This window comes from Bacteroides sp. QWL-09, assembly GCF_058683585.1.
This window is the reverse complement of the sequence record NZ_CM178748.1, coordinates 877293-891822: the sequence shown is the minus strand read 5'-3', so window position 1 is coordinate 891822 and position 14530 is coordinate 877293. Positions and strand designations below refer to the sequence as shown.

Here is a 14530-nt window from a genome sequence, read left to right as displayed (position 1 = left end):
GCAGCGTCTAGCGAGATCTCAATTTCATCAAGGAAAGTACGCACTCTAATTGCTTTTTTTTACAGTTATTTATTATTTTTTCCAATTTTTGTATGTTGAATATCTTTTATATTTGTGTCTACTTTAACAAACATTTAGGTGTGTTTTTTCTCAAATCGAAAACTTAAAAAGAATGAAGCTTATACTTGAAAAAAATGCTTTCGTGTTCTCTAAAATTATTCTTGTAATCGGCTTCCTCTTTCTCATCGAGGGGGCTATTTTCGCCATCCCCAAAAAGAAATATTCAATCCTCATTGTTAATTCATTTTCTAAGGAAAATATTCATTATAAAGCGGTTGTAGAAGAGCTTAAGGATCGAATAGGGTCTGCTATGGTCGACGTTGAGTTTAACAGTATCAACCTAAATGTCAGGGCACTGAATTCCTTCAAAGAGTTTAACAAAGTGAAAGAACAAGCTTTGAGTCGACTGAAATCGGTTAAGGTCGATCTGGTATTATATCTCTTTAATTCTTCTTTTCAACTGCTGAATGCGGATTTGTTCGCACTGTATCCTGAGACTAAAACGATTCTTTTTGCTGAAGGTCAGTACATCGGTACGCCTGAAGAGTATTTCAAGCAGACTCCCGGAAGTCCTAGGGATTGGACTCACCTTTCTAAGTTCGAGAATCGCAAAAATATGACGATCATCTATGCTTCGCCTTATTACTACTATTCGCTGGTGATGATGAAGCAGATCGTGCCCAACTTGAAGGAGGTTCTCTATGTGTGTGATCATCTATGGGATAACATGGAATATACACAAAAGATGCAATCTTACTTAACGAAATATTTCCCGGAGATTAAATTGAAGATTTGGTCAAGTCGTGAGCTTACGACAACTCAATTAATCGACTCGATCAGTGATAACCGACCGAACTCGGCTGTGATATTCGCCTCATGGAGCATATATCGGGATACCAATAAGGATCGGAAATATTATTTAAAGTTACCGAGCTTAATCAGTCAGCTCTCCCCAAGTCCAGTGTTCACGCTTTACGATGGACTGCTGGATCAGGCCGGTTTAATACCGCAAGCCGGTTTACTGGGAGGTTACTTTCCACTGTGGACCGATATTGTAGAGACCATCGGAAAGGTTTGTAAGGACAATCTATTCAACCGTCACTATAAATCGCAAGTGGTGAGCATTCCCGCACAGCCTATCTTAAACTATGCGGAGGTCGATCGACGGAAGCTCGACTTGAAGAATCTACAGATGACTCCCCTCTTCTACAATCAGCCTTATTCGCTTTGGAAGGAGCATAAGGGATTGATCTTGAGTGCAGGTTTTATCGTGATCTTGCTTCTGGGATATAGCTTTGGACGTATCCTAATGCTTCGGAAGATCAGAATCATGCAGAAGGGCGAGATTGAACGCATGAGTCAGATTATGCAGGAGCTCCAATTGGCTAAAGAGAAGGCGGAAGAGGCTAATCGTTTGAAGTCGGCTTTCTTGGCGAATATCAGTCACGAGATCAGAACGCCGTTGAATGCGATTGTAGGCTTCTCGGATATCATCGCTTCGGGCGACTGTCCCGAAGAGGATATGGATGAATATCGGCATATTGTTAAAACGAATAATAGTCTACTGCTGCAGTTGATCAATGATGTGCTCGATCTTTCTGTGATGGAAAGCGAGAACAACCACTTGAATATTGAGGAGGTTCGCCTGATGCCAATCATGAACGAGGTGAAAGAGATGTTTTCTGTAAAACTTTCAAAACCACTCAATATTGTTTTTGAGTCAAACTCCCCTGACATTCTCTTGTCGGTCGATCGTGGAAAATTATTGCAGGTTATTCATAATTTCCTGTCGAATGCCATGAAGTTTACGCTGGAGGGGGGAACAATCACTTATGGCTATCGGACGATTGGAAATCAGTCCATGGTGCGCTTTTATGTAGCGGATACCGGATGCGGAATAGCCAAAGAGAAGCTAAGTCAGGTATTCAACCGTTTCTTCAAGGTAGACGAATATACTCAGGGAGCGGGTCTTGGACTGGCCATTTGCAAAGAATTGGTTCAGAAAATGGGTGGTACCATCGGGGTCAAATCGGAATTGGGGGAAGGTACGATGTTCTGGTTCGACTTGCCGATCAAGATCCAAGCCTAAAATAGACCAATTTAAAATAATGCTATTTGAAATAATAGCTATTTGAAATAACCCAACTTAAATGCTTTTTTATCTATCTGGAAAATAGTTTATTTTTTATTGACGATTTTATTTGATTATATTTTTTGTTTTATTTACTTTGTGTTTATAAAACCTTTAAATATTTTTTTATGAAATCAATTTATGTGTTTTTATCCGCATTATGTTTGATTGGTGCTTTGTCAAGTTGTTCAACTAATGACGGCGACAATGAAATTCCCATTGATCCACCGGAACCGGAAGGTAATACAGAAATCATGTATGCTAACCAATTTGCACGTGATGTCTTGTCGGACATCTATCTATGGAGTGATGAAATAAGCGCTGACTTAAACAAATTGTCCGGCAAATTTGATCCTATTTCTATTGTAAAAGAAATACGTTATCACACAAGTTGGAAAGAGGTTGATAAATGGACAATGCTAACCAATGACTATACAAGTTTTATGAATAGCGTTATCGGAGTAGAAACAACTTTTGGCTATAATTTATTGTTGGGCAAGTTTTCAAATACTGAAACATACTTTTTCATTATTAGCCATGTTTATCAGAATTCACCAGCTCAAAGAGCAGGATTGAAACGAGGAGATATAATCGTGACATTAGATAATGCAGAGATTACTGAAAAGAACTATATGAAAGCACTTAATAGTTCTTCTATAATATTAGGGATGGGAATATCGACGGGAAATGGTATTGAGTTGGGAAATAAAGTACAAATTACGGCTACTAAAATGTACGAAGATCCTATTCTTGTCTCTAAAGTATTTGACTGTAATGGGAAGAAAGTCGGCTATTTGGCTTATAGCAGCTTTAACATGATTTCTGTACCTAAATTGATTGATATCTGTAAGGGCTTTAAGGCTCAGGGGGTAAAGGAGCTAATTCTCGACTTACGTTACAATGGTGGCGGGTCGGTTACAACAGAGAATATTCTAGCTTCGATGTTTGCACCGGAAAGTGAAGTTAACGCCAAAGGCCTTTATCAAACAGAAATATGGAATAAGAAATATACGGACTACTTCAAGCAACATGGACAGAGCACAAATACTTATTTCTCGACGAGTTTTGAGATTGAAGATGAGAATGGAGTCGTGAAAACAGTAAGTACAGAAGGTGCAAATATTGGCTTAACGAAGATTTATGGTATAATTAGTAGATATTCAGCTTCTGCATCGGAATCTTTGCTGATCGGCCTAATGCCCTTTATGGATGTTGAGTTGATTGGAAGTGAGAACACGCATGGGAAATATTGCACTGGGGCTGTTTTGTCTCCTTCGCATATTTATAAATCAGATAATGGAGTCGATTATACTCCACGGGAAATAAAAAACTGGGGCATTTATGTGATGATCAATCGTTATGCGGATAAGAATGGCAATAATCCTTGTATGCCTTATGGGTTAGAGCCAACAGTGAAAGCTTCAGATGATCCAACAGAAGGACATCAGTTGGGTGATGAACAAGAACCAATGTTGAACGTAGCATTGGCGAGAGCCGGTAAACCGGGATTGACACGCACACGTAGCGTTGTTACTTTGCCTAAATATGATACTAAAATGGTTTCTAATAACCCGTTGTTTGGTTTGCGTATCGACGACCGGTTGGATCGCAAAAAATAAGAACAATAGCAACCACTAAACTCGCTCTGTTCTCTTACTCTCTATATTTTATTCGCTCTTGTTATAATCATTTATAGCAGGAGCGAATTGTTTTATGATTATTTTTTCTATTTTTGATATCAGATGTCTAAAACAAATGTCTAAAACAAAAAAATATGAGAAAGTACCTGACTGAAATTCGACAACAGGCTCAAGAGGCTATCCGATCGAATCCCGTGGAAATTTTGATTGCTTTAGCAAGTTGCATCATTCAATATCTGGTCTTTGAAAAGGTGATCACCGGCTGGCAGAGCTTGCCTTACTATTTCCCGATACTCTTTATCTTTTCTTATACCCTCAACCAATGCTCGTTGGATAAGAAGCCGCTGAGATGGTTTTATTATGCTTCATGGTTATTAATCATCCCGTTTGCTTGGACGGAAGAGCCTCGGGAGTTTTCGTTCTACATGGTCAACTTTGGAGTCTTCTTTGCCCTCTACTTCATCAGCAAGTGGCAGGCGGATAATGATCGTTTCGTCAACACGGTGCTGCGCTTTTTGCGTTCGCTCGTATTTGCCGGGGCCTTGAGCTTAATCACTCAACTACTGCTGATCTCCATCTTCTTCTCGATACAAAGCATTTTCGAGATTTGGCAAACTCAGATGACACGATTCTTGGCTTATATCATCCCATTGGTGTTTATGGTCGAGCTTCCGTTATTGTTCATGATGTTCCATCGTGAGAAGACCGAGAACTTCATTCCCGATAAGGTGACGAGAGCATTGCTGAATTATGTCTTGTCGCCGGCATTACTGATCTATTGTGCCATCTTGTATGTCTATGTTGCTAAAATTACGCTGACCGGTGTATTACCTAAGGGACATTTGGCGATGATTACAATCTGTTTCTCTATCGCCTTGTTTATGCTGAAAGGGTGTCGCCCGATGATGGGGCAACGGGCTTATGCTTGGTTTTATAACCGGGCCTCTTGGATTGCTCTCCCACCCTTGGCTATGCTATGGGTCGGCACACTGTACCGGATCAACGAGTATGGCTTTACAGTCGAACGGGTCTATCTGGTCGTGACAGCCGTAGTGCTGACGTTAAGTGCATTTCTATTCTTCACTCGAAAGACGGGACGTTACCTCTACGTCCTGCTCATGGCTATTCCGTTGTTTGGAGCGGTGACTTATATCCCGGGATTCTCGGCAGCGGATATTGAACGGATCTCACAAGCAAAACGGGGAACGGATCAAAAGAAGGAAGTGGTCACTAAGTATCATGATTTCGAATTGCAGGAACCGGTCTTGACCGAAGGGTTTAAATCGGTTGAACCTGTTTTTGGGCATGAGGTTAAAGGTATGATGAGGTTTGATTTGAGAAACGATTCATTATTGGTATACGATAGACAAAGCAAACTTATCTATCAAGCTGATGTTCGATCACTAGCCGAACAGCAGATGAGAAAAGTGGGACTGACGTTCTCGGATACGATCGACATGAAACGCGATTACTCCCCAATGATGCAAGTTGAATTGGATTCGGCATTGCTCGTTTTCGAAAGCATGGGACTCAAACAGGATTCTGTATATCATATCAACTATATCAATTCGGCATTTTATTTAAAAAAATAAACTCGTTGCGCCATAAAGAAACAGAAAATAGGGCAATCGAGGGTCACCACTAAAAATAAACACTCATGAGAAATAAAGTTATTTTGTTAATGTTGTTGTGTTTCGGCTTATCGGCTTGTTATACCCCACGACATCACATGAAAAGAAAGCAGAAGGGCAAAACCGAAAAGACCATGCCTCCGGGACAAGCTAAAAAGGTGTACGGTGAGAAATCGGCAAAGAAATTTGCACCCGGTCATCGTAAATAGCGGTCACGTTTGATCTGGTCTTGATGAATGGAAGCCACTGAACCTAAAAGGGGGCGACAAAGAGAGATCAAAATGACATTGAAGAACGTCTAGTCGGCAGCCGCTAAAAGCAGAAGGCTGCATAGTCGATAAACAGGGCCATCTCTAAGCTCAACATGGAGCCAAGAGATGGCCTTTTTTTATGGGGTGTTCTAAGCTATAACGTTTTTATTCTCAGGTCTGGTGGGTCGGTCGAGTTTCTTTGTGACTTATCGGTCTGGCCCCAATCGGATGACGTTAAAAAATGACGTGATTCTGTTAACGTTCATTATTTATAAGATCTTGATCGATAAGGTGTGCTTGGTAGTTGCGAATAATTCTTTACTTTTGCGCCCCGAAACAAAAAATAGTGTATGAAAGTTTTTTTTAAGTTATTGTTGATGACCGTTGTGATGACGGCTTGTAGTAGTGGAGAACGTCACGAGGATATACCTGAAGAGTATGGAGATATTGCGGGAACAGTGCATTTATACGACGACTTAACACATAGTGTTGAAGCCGGTGGCATGAAAGTGACCGTGGAAGGGACTTCACCGGAGATCTCTACACAAACCGAATTGAGCGGACGCTTTAGATTGACGCATGTCCCACCGGGAACTTATCGTTTGCGTTTTGAAAAAAGTGGATACGGTACTTTTATCAAAGAGAGCGTTGAGCATGTTCGTGGTGAGCTACTAACCTTTGTCAGCGGATTACCGTCGTTAGGGGCTAAGAGTACGACCGGAATCACTAAGCTTTCGTCGATCGCTGAGGTGGATCAGGTGAAGATTCTAGCTGAGACAGATCCGGAGGCGTATGGCGGTAATAGACGATACCTTCGTTTCTTCTACTCAACGAATAAGGACGTGAGCCACCAGAATTATAGGGCTTATTCTGAGACTCAAACAGCGCAGATCAATCCGTTTGAATGGACAGTGAAAGCAAGCGATCTGTATGCGATGGGCTTCAAGAAAGGCGAAACGGTATTTGCTAGGGCATACGGCGATTCTTTCTTTAGCAATAAGTATCACGATGTAAAAGAAGACAAGATGATCTTCCCAAACCTCAATGCCCAGACGGTAGAGGCGGTCTCATTTATCGTGCCTTAAAGGGTTACTTAGGACGTTAGAGGGACTCCATTTAAAGATTTTCCTTTCAAGGCTTTTTACAGAAAAGATTCTTGAGAAAACGTCATTTTGAAAACGTCATTTTGGGAATGTTCTTTAGGAAGTGTTCTTTAAGGACTGTTTTTGAAGAAGAGACCTTGGAGAAAGAAAGTTCCCTCCTCAAAACCCATAAAAGAGTTTAGAGAAGGGACCAATCCAACTAACCAGTTATCGAAAAAAGAATCTTATTTTTTTAGTTTAAAGGATCTTGTTACGGGTTCATCGGTGCAGACATAGCCTCGATGAATCCGTAATGTCTTTTCTAGAGCGACCTGTGCTGAAGAAGGGCCGATCATGATTTTAAAATCGCCGGGCTCTACAACGCGCTTCAAATCGGGATCTATCAGACTGAATGCTTCTTTGGATAAGGTCATGACAACCGATCGACTTTCGCCACGTCTGAGAAAGATCGGGCGGAAAGCTTTCAACTGTTTTTGCGGACGAACGGTAGAAGCATACTCATCCCGAAGATAGAGCTGAGGAATCTCTGTTCCGTCGTATGCTCCGATATTGGTGAGCTTAAAACGAACGGCGTAGCGGCATTCACCGATGGAGTCGATCTGTAGATCGTCGTAAGCAAAGGTGGTGTAGCTCTTTCCATATCCAAACGAATAAAGCGGATCGGAAGCGATCTCGACATAGTTGTGGGACTTAGGGTGCTTACGATTATAGTAGCAAGGTATTTGTCCCACTTGTCGTGGAACGGAAATCGGTAAACGTCCGCTTGGGTTATAATCGCCAAAGAGGACATCGGCAATGGCCGTGCCACCTTCCTGACCCGGATACCAAGCGGTCAGCAGGGCATCGGCATGTTCTGAAGCCCAATTCATATTGAGCGGACGTCCTTGAAGGTAGACCACAATCATCGGCTTACCGGTATGCTTAATAGCAGCAAGAAGTTCCATCTGTCGCCCCAGTAGATCGAGGCTGGCACGGTCGTATCCTTCACCACATTCCATGTCGCTAACGGATGTGGTTGCCACTTCTGCCGCTCCGGTTTCTTTATAGGTGGTTTTGAAATCGCGGGCACTCGAACCACCGACTACCACCACAGCTACATCGGCTTGAAGAACGGCTTTAACCGCTTCGGGAATCGCACTGTTCGCCGTATCTCTGATGGCACAGCCTTTGGCATAAATCACATGGTCGCTCCCAACCTTCTGAGCAATGCCTTCGAGGACTGTGGTGATGGCGGCTTCGGGTTGCGGAGCGGTATAATCACCGAGTTGATTGTACTGATTATCGGCATTCGGACCGACAACGGCTACACGAAGATGGGTGCGCCTTAACGGTAGAATTTGATGGTTGTTCTCGAGCAAGACGACCGACTGTTGGGCGATGCGTCGTGCCAAATCAAGGTGTGCAGGCTGTGCAACGTCATTCCGAGCAGTCTCCGAATCAACGTAAGGAGAGTCGAACAGTCCCATACGAAACTTAAGTTCGAGAACGTAACGAACGGCGCGATCCACAACTTTCTCGTCGAGCTTCTTACAACGAACAGCATCGACCAGACGCGCAAAAGCTTCACCTCCCAAATCAACATTGGTGCCGGCTTCTATCGCTTTGATCGCAGCATCCTGATCGCTCTCGGCAATGTAATGACTCGACCGGATACCTTCTATGCTGTATAAGTCGGACACGACATAGCCTTTAAAGTGCCATGCGCGACGCAGAACATCGGTCAGCAGATGCTTATTCATGGTCGATGGGATTCCATCGATGGAGTTATAGGAGGTCATGACCGACAAAGCACCGGCGTCGATCGCGGTCTTAAACGGATAAAGGAAATTCTCGTGCAAGTCGCGAGTCCCGACAACCGACGGGTTGCCATTCTGTCCCCCCTCAGGAGAGCCATAGGCCACAAAATGCTTTAAGGTCGAGATCACCCCATGTGGAGAGGTCAGATCTCCCCCACCCAATCCTCTGACTAAGGCTTCGCCCATGGCAGAGACGAGCTCGGGATCTTCACCATAGGTCTCCTCGACACGCGACCAACGTGGGTCTCTGGATAGATCGAGGATTGGCCCGTAAGCAATATGCGCTCCTTGAGCACGCAACTCTTTTCCGATGACCTGTCCCATCTCTTTAATCAGTTCGGTGTTGAAAGTAGCTGCCTGTCCCAAGCTAGTTGGGAAGATGGTCGTACCAATAGCCATATGGCCGTGAGCCGCTTCTTCAGCCAGAAAAACCGGGATACCCAGACGGGAATGTTCGATGGCAAAGCGTTGCAGAGCATTGGCTGCTTCGGCTGCTTTCGAGGGCGTCAGACCATTCTCTAATGTTTTCCGCGTCCATGGATCGGCACGAAAGGTTGCCCAGAGCATGCCGGCGTGATAGCGCTCGATCATGTCACGAAACTTATCGGAAACGCCAACCGACTGCCGATCGGTTTGATACATGTCCCACCCTAAGAAACAAAGCAATTGACCGACTTTCTCTTCAAGGGTCATACGTCGTAGAAGGTCGTTCGTTCGCTGCTCGACCGACAAAGCCGGATTCCGGTATTTCGGACGATTAGTCGCTTGGACGGTAAAGACGCCACAAGTCAAGAGCAAACCCAGACAAATCGAGAAAGAGGGCGTGAAGGGAATTAAGAAAGAGAAAGAAATTGATCTTTTCATAAGTATAAGTAAATGCATCATTAGGTTCTGGTGAACTTTCCGGATTCAGGGGTTCAAATTTAGAAGTTCAAATTTTAAAGTTCAAAAGGACCTTGTCAATCATTGGTTTTTAATCTTCTGTGTATAAAGAAAAGAACTGTGCAACTAACCGATAGCTGCACAGTTCAGCTGTTAACTTTACTTTTATTAAGATGCCCTCAAAATCAGAAAGGACATTTTACGTTATCAATCCACTGAATATTGGTTGTGGTTGCGATTGCATCGAAACCATTACCTGTTTCATCACGGACTGTTTTTCCATCTTCTTGTACCGCATTAAAACGCCAGTAAGCTAGTAAGCCCGGAGTTTTCGGATCGACATAACAAGCGTTGTCTTGAATCTCTTGCATGGTCAACGCTCTCGTCCAGAAACGCGCCTCACTGATTGCTCCATTCAGACGACGACCTCCGCAGGACTGTCCAAACCAGAAGCCATCGAAATAGTCAACATTAAAGTTGATGGTTCCGGGACCTGCACCGAACTTCACATCTAGGTTTCCGTCGACGTAGATGGCAACCGATGCACCATCGTATACACAAACAACTTGATGCCAATGGTTGGGCTGATAGCGAGTATTTCCGGTGGTGAAATATTTCTTGCCACCAATCATCGCCGGTGCCAACTGAAGTTGATTCTTCTCAATGCTGATGTCTCCGAAACGGAATAAGAAGTTTTCTTCAATACCCATCAGTGAAGAGATTCCCGGATTCGCATTGGCCGAAGGGAAGCTATTGGCACGTACACGGATCTCCATCGTAACGGCTCCTATTGCCGACACACGGGGATCGGTCTTAAACAACGGCACGTTGAAGGCATACTGTCCTTTCAAATCGACGGCACGGCTCACAATGGTGCGATTGATCACGACAAACATCGTACGTGAGGCTTCTAATACCGGCATATCGCCATCGGTAGAAAGAATAGAGAGCGGCACACAATAGATCTTACCCTCTTCAAAACCGTCGAACGATTTCAAGTTAAATCGAACAGCTTCAGAGACGGTCTGTCCCGATTTAATCACGGTCTCTTTGCTTTCCAACTCATACGTTCCGTCGGGAGGCAACACATATTGACGTCCGGTCTTCCGGTTGTATGCTTCTAACAGATCCTTTGCCACAGCTAGGCTAACCTTCGTGTCTCTTTTGACTTTATCGGTTGCACTTACAGTAACCCCCATACTTCTTGGCTCTTCCACCACAAACTTAACGGCTGGTGAAGATTCGGTTCCCGTAAATAGTAGAACATCTTTATGCTGAGCAGCTTCTTGACATCCTGAGAGGAGTGCTCCAAGAAAAGAAAAATATATCAATAGTTTTTTCATCTGTCTTTTTATTTTGTATACACATTAAATTCTCTAAAATACACGCCGTAAGAGGCAACCTGACGAACCACAAACTTAAGATAACGTGCCGATACCGGACTGTAGAAAGCAAGATCCCAAGTTCCGTTTGTATTATTCACATGACCTTGCAGGTTCCATTCATTGCCATCTTCACTGGTGTAGATTTCGGCTTCTCTAATTCCATAAGACGAAGAATAATACTCAATTTTCAGTCCGCTTAGCGTCTGATAGCTTTGTTGCATATCGACCGTAAAACCGGTATTCTCATCGTAACTCTGAATGCGATAATTGAGATAGTTATTGGAGTTCCCATCGAACAAAACACCGACAGAACCACCGAACGAGGAATTGGCGGTGGTCACCGTCCAAGCTTGTCGTTCGGTACCCAACAAGTTACCCTTCTCTTCCGGAGTCACATCCCAGATGTTATCGGTATCCTCAGCAATGTTCACTAACAGATACACCGTATGGTAATTCTCACTGATTTGAAGCGAACCTTTAACTTCAGTGATCTTCACCGGCACTAGATAGATCTTCGATTCGAGAGTCGCCACCTTTTCGGTGTTAATATTGAGTTTCACAGAATCCGCCGAGAGGTATTGGCCGGTTGCAATCACCAGATTTTGATTACTCACCTCGACCATATCGGCCGGTAAAGTAGAGTAAGTGGTACCGTATTTCTGATTGTATGCATCGACTAATCCATTATCGACTCCAATACTAACGGTGGTGTTCTCTTTAACCGAAACCGTCGACCGAATCGGAAATTCAGCCTTGACCTGTCCAACGACCCCTACAGGCGTTTTCAAAACATGACCGACAAAAGTGTTGGGCGTACTGTTCACTTGAGTTGAGGTCGGGGTACTGACATAGATGGTTCCCGGACCTCCATCGAAATCATAATGTTTCTCATCGCAAGAGCTTAAGCCTGCCGATAAAGAGAACAAGATGACCGGAAGATATTTAGCAAAGATATTTTTATTCATGACATCTGATTTAATAGATTACTTAACTGAAGGATTCGCACATTGAATGCCATAACGGAACCATTTATACGGAGGATCATTTCCATAATCGCGCTGACCGTAGAATGCACCAAAGCCTCCTTTACGCCCTTGAGTCGGATTCCAACGAGCCATCCCTTCTAAGGAATACAACCGTTGATCACCCAAGCCCCAGCCACTGAGAGTATTTCCATCGGCTTCGGTGAAAGCTGTACCTCCGGTAGCATAATAGTCCCCGATATTCTCCGTCACAATGAAACGTTCGGGATTTAAACCATGCGAATAGACTTGATTGAATCGGTTTTGTAAATCACTTGCTCCCGAACTGGCATAAGCCTGAGACACGAAATAACTCAAATACTCGTATCCCCCATTGATGGGCCAACCATCGACAATCAGAAGTTTAGAGCTGTCTTTACCCTTTGGCCCGATTTGTTGTCCAAGATATTCGATGAGACGAACAAATGGATCGCCATGTAACCAACAACCGTCAATCTCATAGTCTAAGTCAATACCATTCAGATCGTTATCGTAAATAATCTTCAGAAAATGATCACCTAACGCAGGAATACGCTCTTCTTCGGGCAATGCCATGAACTCTTTAGCCCAATCGCCATTGGTATTGGGAATAGTCACATACGTCAGCCTCATACCTTTGACCTGCTGGCAAAAGCGCATCTCTTCGTGTACCTTGGGATTATAGAACGTGTTGGGTTTATCTTTCACATTCGACGGAATGCCACCCCATAAGCTACAGATATCCAAGCTATCGGGCAAGCCCAGAAAATGAAGTCCCATGCTATGCGTCGCTGAATAATCGGCAAACCACATGAACGAGACGGCATGATCCGACTTCTTATAATCACGTAAGTTCTCGTAATATCGATCACTATAAGTATATGGTTTCTGTACCGGTAGATTCTCAACCTCTGTATCACAAGAAGCCATTCCCCATGATAACCCGATTACAGAAAAGAATATTGTTATTTTGTTTATTAGTTTCATATCAATAAATCGTTTAATAGATCAAGGTTAATTCTTTTTATCCCACCATAATGGCGTTCCACCGTTATCCTCACCACCGAGTAGCGTGGTTGCTTGTTCTACAGCCTCACGATTGTCGCGATATTCTGTATTTGGGAACTGCATGCGACGGATCTGTCGTTGAGTATTGATCTTACCACCACTATTGTTTACTTTCACCGGGAACACCTTAGGATAACCTGTACGACGAAACTCCGACCAAGCCTCCTGACCATCCGGGAAAATAGCCAACCACTTCTGAGTGATGATGCGTTCAAGCTTACGCTCGAAGTTATCCGCATCGGCCCATTTGATGGTTATCGTGCCCAATAACGGATCACCGGCAGCAATGCTATTACCTGAAGTCGACGGATCGGTATAAGCCATCGGAACAGCTGTATCGTTTTGTAAATAAGCATCTACCCCACTCGCTCCTGAGAAAGCAAAGGAAATTCTCACGCCCTGCTCATAAAGCGCCTGTGCCGTAGCCCCCATGTTCCAACCGCGTAAGGCTCCTTCAGCTCGTAGGAAATAACTCTCGGCCGGATTCATCCAGACCAAATCGCTAGAAGCATTGATATTCAAATCAGAAAATGGTGCTTTCTCGGCATACTTCTCACGAATGATGTTGATACCATTACGAATACCGGTATATTTTCCGCCGGTCGACAGTTTGAAATAAGAGCCCAATCGCGGATCGCTATACCCGTTCATATATGAATCGATGGTAGCGCCCATGCGTACATCGTTAAACTCTCCCTGACCAATCACATACAACGGGTGACGATAGGTCAGCTTCTCCGTATGATTCAGTTTCACGGTCTCAGAAGCCGCTGTGATGACTCCAACCGAATGGTTGACAGCCTCTTCAGCCATAGCTTGAGCCTTAGCCGGATCGGCATAGACGATACGCATCGCCAAGCGAAGTTTAAGCGTATTGGCAAATTTGATCCAGTTCGCCACATTCCCGGCAAAGATAAAATCGTAGTTCTCTAAAACCTTAGCTGCAGGATCTTTCTGATTGAAATCGGTCAGTACCTCGATGGCTTGATTCAACTCTTCGAAGAACGCATCGTAGATCTCCTTCTGACCGTCATAGTTATTCTTCACGTTGCCATTACCAAATGTCAGATAAGGAAGCGGACCATACAAATCGGTAGTACGGTGCATCGCTTCCACCTTTACGATGGTAGCTAAAGCTTCGACTTGTGGTTGTTGATTCTCTTTCGCCTGTTTTGAGATGGCCTTCCACGCCGGCATCACCCCGACAAATGCGCGTTCGAAAGCTGTGCTATTCCAGTCCAAACTCAAATTGTAAGTTGTACTGTTATTGCCACCATTCCAAGTGCCGCATGCTCCCATATATCCCGAGTAGACATCGCCTGCCAAGTTCTGAATGGTTTGATATGCATCCGCTCCGATAGAAGGTAATTGCTCGATGACAAAGACATTCTTCTGCATCTGTACGAAGTACGATCCGGTAGAAAGATTGTCCCATTGCATCATCTCATCAGACGCCTGATGCTCGTTCGTATTGTAATCTAAAAAACGATCCGTACAACTCGTCTGTGAGAGCATGATCAATGCTGCCACTCCGAATCCTGAAAGCCCTTTAAAAGCTGTTTTATGTAGTTTATTCATTATC

The 14530-nt window shown here is 43.9% G+C and carries 10 protein-coding genes; 5 read left to right on the top strand and 5 right to left on the bottom strand.

Annotated elements, in window-relative coordinates:
* Positions 1-172: 172 nt before the first annotated feature.
* The 5 genes from AC4PG5_RS03500 to AC4PG5_RS03480 all read left to right on the top strand — a co-directional run bounded on the left by AC4PG5_RS03500 (position 173) and on the right by AC4PG5_RS03480 (position 6798).
* Positions 173-2149 carry a sensor histidine kinase gene (locus tag AC4PG5_RS03500; RefSeq protein WP_492030075.1) on the top strand — a complete coding sequence of 659 codons (1977 nt, stop codon included), beginning with the start codon at positions 173-175 and terminating at the stop codon, positions 2147-2149.
* 170 nt (positions 2150-2319) lie between these two features.
* A complete protein-coding gene (locus AC4PG5_RS03495; protein WP_492030074.1) occupies positions 2320-3810 on the top strand; it encodes a S41 family peptidase in 1491 nt (496 codons plus the stop codon).
* A 155-nt stretch (positions 3811-3965) separates the two neighbouring features.
* Entirely contained in the window at positions 3966-5423 is a 1458-nt protein-coding gene (locus AC4PG5_RS03490; protein WP_492030073.1) for a DUF4153 domain-containing protein, read from the top strand.
* Between the two features lie 65 nt (positions 5424-5488).
* Positions 5489-5671: a hypothetical protein gene (locus AC4PG5_RS03485; protein ID WP_492030072.1), complete on the top strand. Its 183-nt coding sequence runs from the start codon at positions 5489-5491 to the stop codon at positions 5669-5671.
* Positions 5672-6063: 392 nt separating this feature from the next.
* Complete coding sequence (locus AC4PG5_RS03480; protein WP_492030071.1) at positions 6064-6798, top strand: carboxypeptidase-like regulatory domain-containing protein; 735 nt, start codon at positions 6064-6066, stop codon at positions 6796-6798.
* Between the two features lie 242 nt (positions 6799-7040).
* On the opposite strand, the gene AC4PG5_RS03475 is transcribed toward AC4PG5_RS03480, so the two are convergent.
* The 5 genes from AC4PG5_RS03475 to AC4PG5_RS03455 form a co-directional block, all read right to left on the bottom strand.
* A complete protein-coding gene (locus tag AC4PG5_RS03475) occupies positions 7041-9476 on the bottom strand; it encodes a glycoside hydrolase family 3 N-terminal domain-containing protein (protein ID WP_492030070.1) in 2436 nt (811 codons plus the stop codon).
* A 203-nt stretch (positions 9477-9679) separates the two neighbouring features.
* The gene (locus AC4PG5_RS03470) at positions 9680-10837 is read right to left on the bottom strand and encodes a DUF1735 and LamG domain-containing protein (RefSeq protein ID WP_492030069.1); all 1158 of its coding nucleotides are present in this window, start codon (positions 10835-10837) and stop codon (positions 9680-9682) included.
* A gap of 8 nt (positions 10838-10845) precedes the next feature.
* Positions 10846-11844: a BT_3987 domain-containing protein gene (locus AC4PG5_RS03465; RefSeq protein WP_492030068.1), complete on the bottom strand. Its 999-nt coding sequence runs from the start codon at positions 11842-11844 to the stop codon at positions 10846-10848.
* Positions 11845-11862: 18 nt separating this feature from the next.
* Positions 11863-12867, bottom strand: coding sequence for a glycoside hydrolase family 18 (locus tag AC4PG5_RS03460; RefSeq protein ID WP_492030067.1), 1005 nt, complete (start codon positions 12865-12867; stop codon positions 11863-11865).
* A 27-nt stretch (positions 12868-12894) separates the two neighbouring features.
* Positions 12895-14526 (bottom strand): RagB/SusD family nutrient uptake outer membrane protein, encoded by a 1632-nt coding sequence (locus AC4PG5_RS03455; RefSeq protein WP_492030066.1) that lies wholly within the window; start codon positions 14524-14526, stop codon positions 12895-12897.
* Between the last annotated feature and the right edge of the window lie 4 nt (positions 14527-14530).

Excerpts from the sequence above, each read along its gene's own strand:
- AC4PG5_RS03500 (WP_492030075.1), top strand. The coding sequence starts at position 173 with ATGAAGCTTATACTTGAAAAAAATGCTTTCGTGTTCTCTAAAATTATT.
- AC4PG5_RS03495 (WP_492030074.1), top strand. The coding sequence starts at position 2,320 with ATGAAATCAATTTATGTGTTTTTATCCGCATTATGTTTGATTGGTGCT.
- AC4PG5_RS03490 (WP_492030073.1), top strand. The coding sequence starts at position 3,966 with ATGAGAAAGTACCTGACTGAAATTCGACAACAGGCTCAAGAGGCTATC.
- AC4PG5_RS03485 (WP_492030072.1), top strand. The coding sequence starts at position 5,489 with ATGAGAAATAAAGTTATTTTGTTAATGTTGTTGTGTTTCGGCTTATCG.
- AC4PG5_RS03480 (WP_492030071.1), top strand. The coding sequence starts at position 6,064 with ATGAAAGTTTTTTTTAAGTTATTGTTGATGACCGTTGTGATGACGGCT.
- AC4PG5_RS03475 (WP_492030070.1), bottom strand. The coding sequence starts at position 9,476 with ATGAAAAGATCAATTTCTTTCTCTTTCTTAATTCCCTTCACGCCCTCT.
- AC4PG5_RS03470 (WP_492030069.1), bottom strand. The coding sequence starts at position 10,837 with ATGAAAAAACTATTGATATATTTTTCTTTTCTTGGAGCACTCCTCTCA.
- AC4PG5_RS03465 (WP_492030068.1), bottom strand. The coding sequence starts at position 11,844 with ATGAATAAAAATATCTTTGCTAAATATCTTCCGGTCATCTTGTTCTCT.
- AC4PG5_RS03460 (WP_492030067.1), bottom strand. The coding sequence starts at position 12,867 with ATGAAACTAATAAACAAAATAACAATATTCTTTTCTGTAATCGGGTTA.
- AC4PG5_RS03455 (WP_492030066.1), bottom strand. The coding sequence starts at position 14,526 with ATGAATAAACTACATAAAACAGCTTTTAAAGGGCTTTCAGGATTCGGA.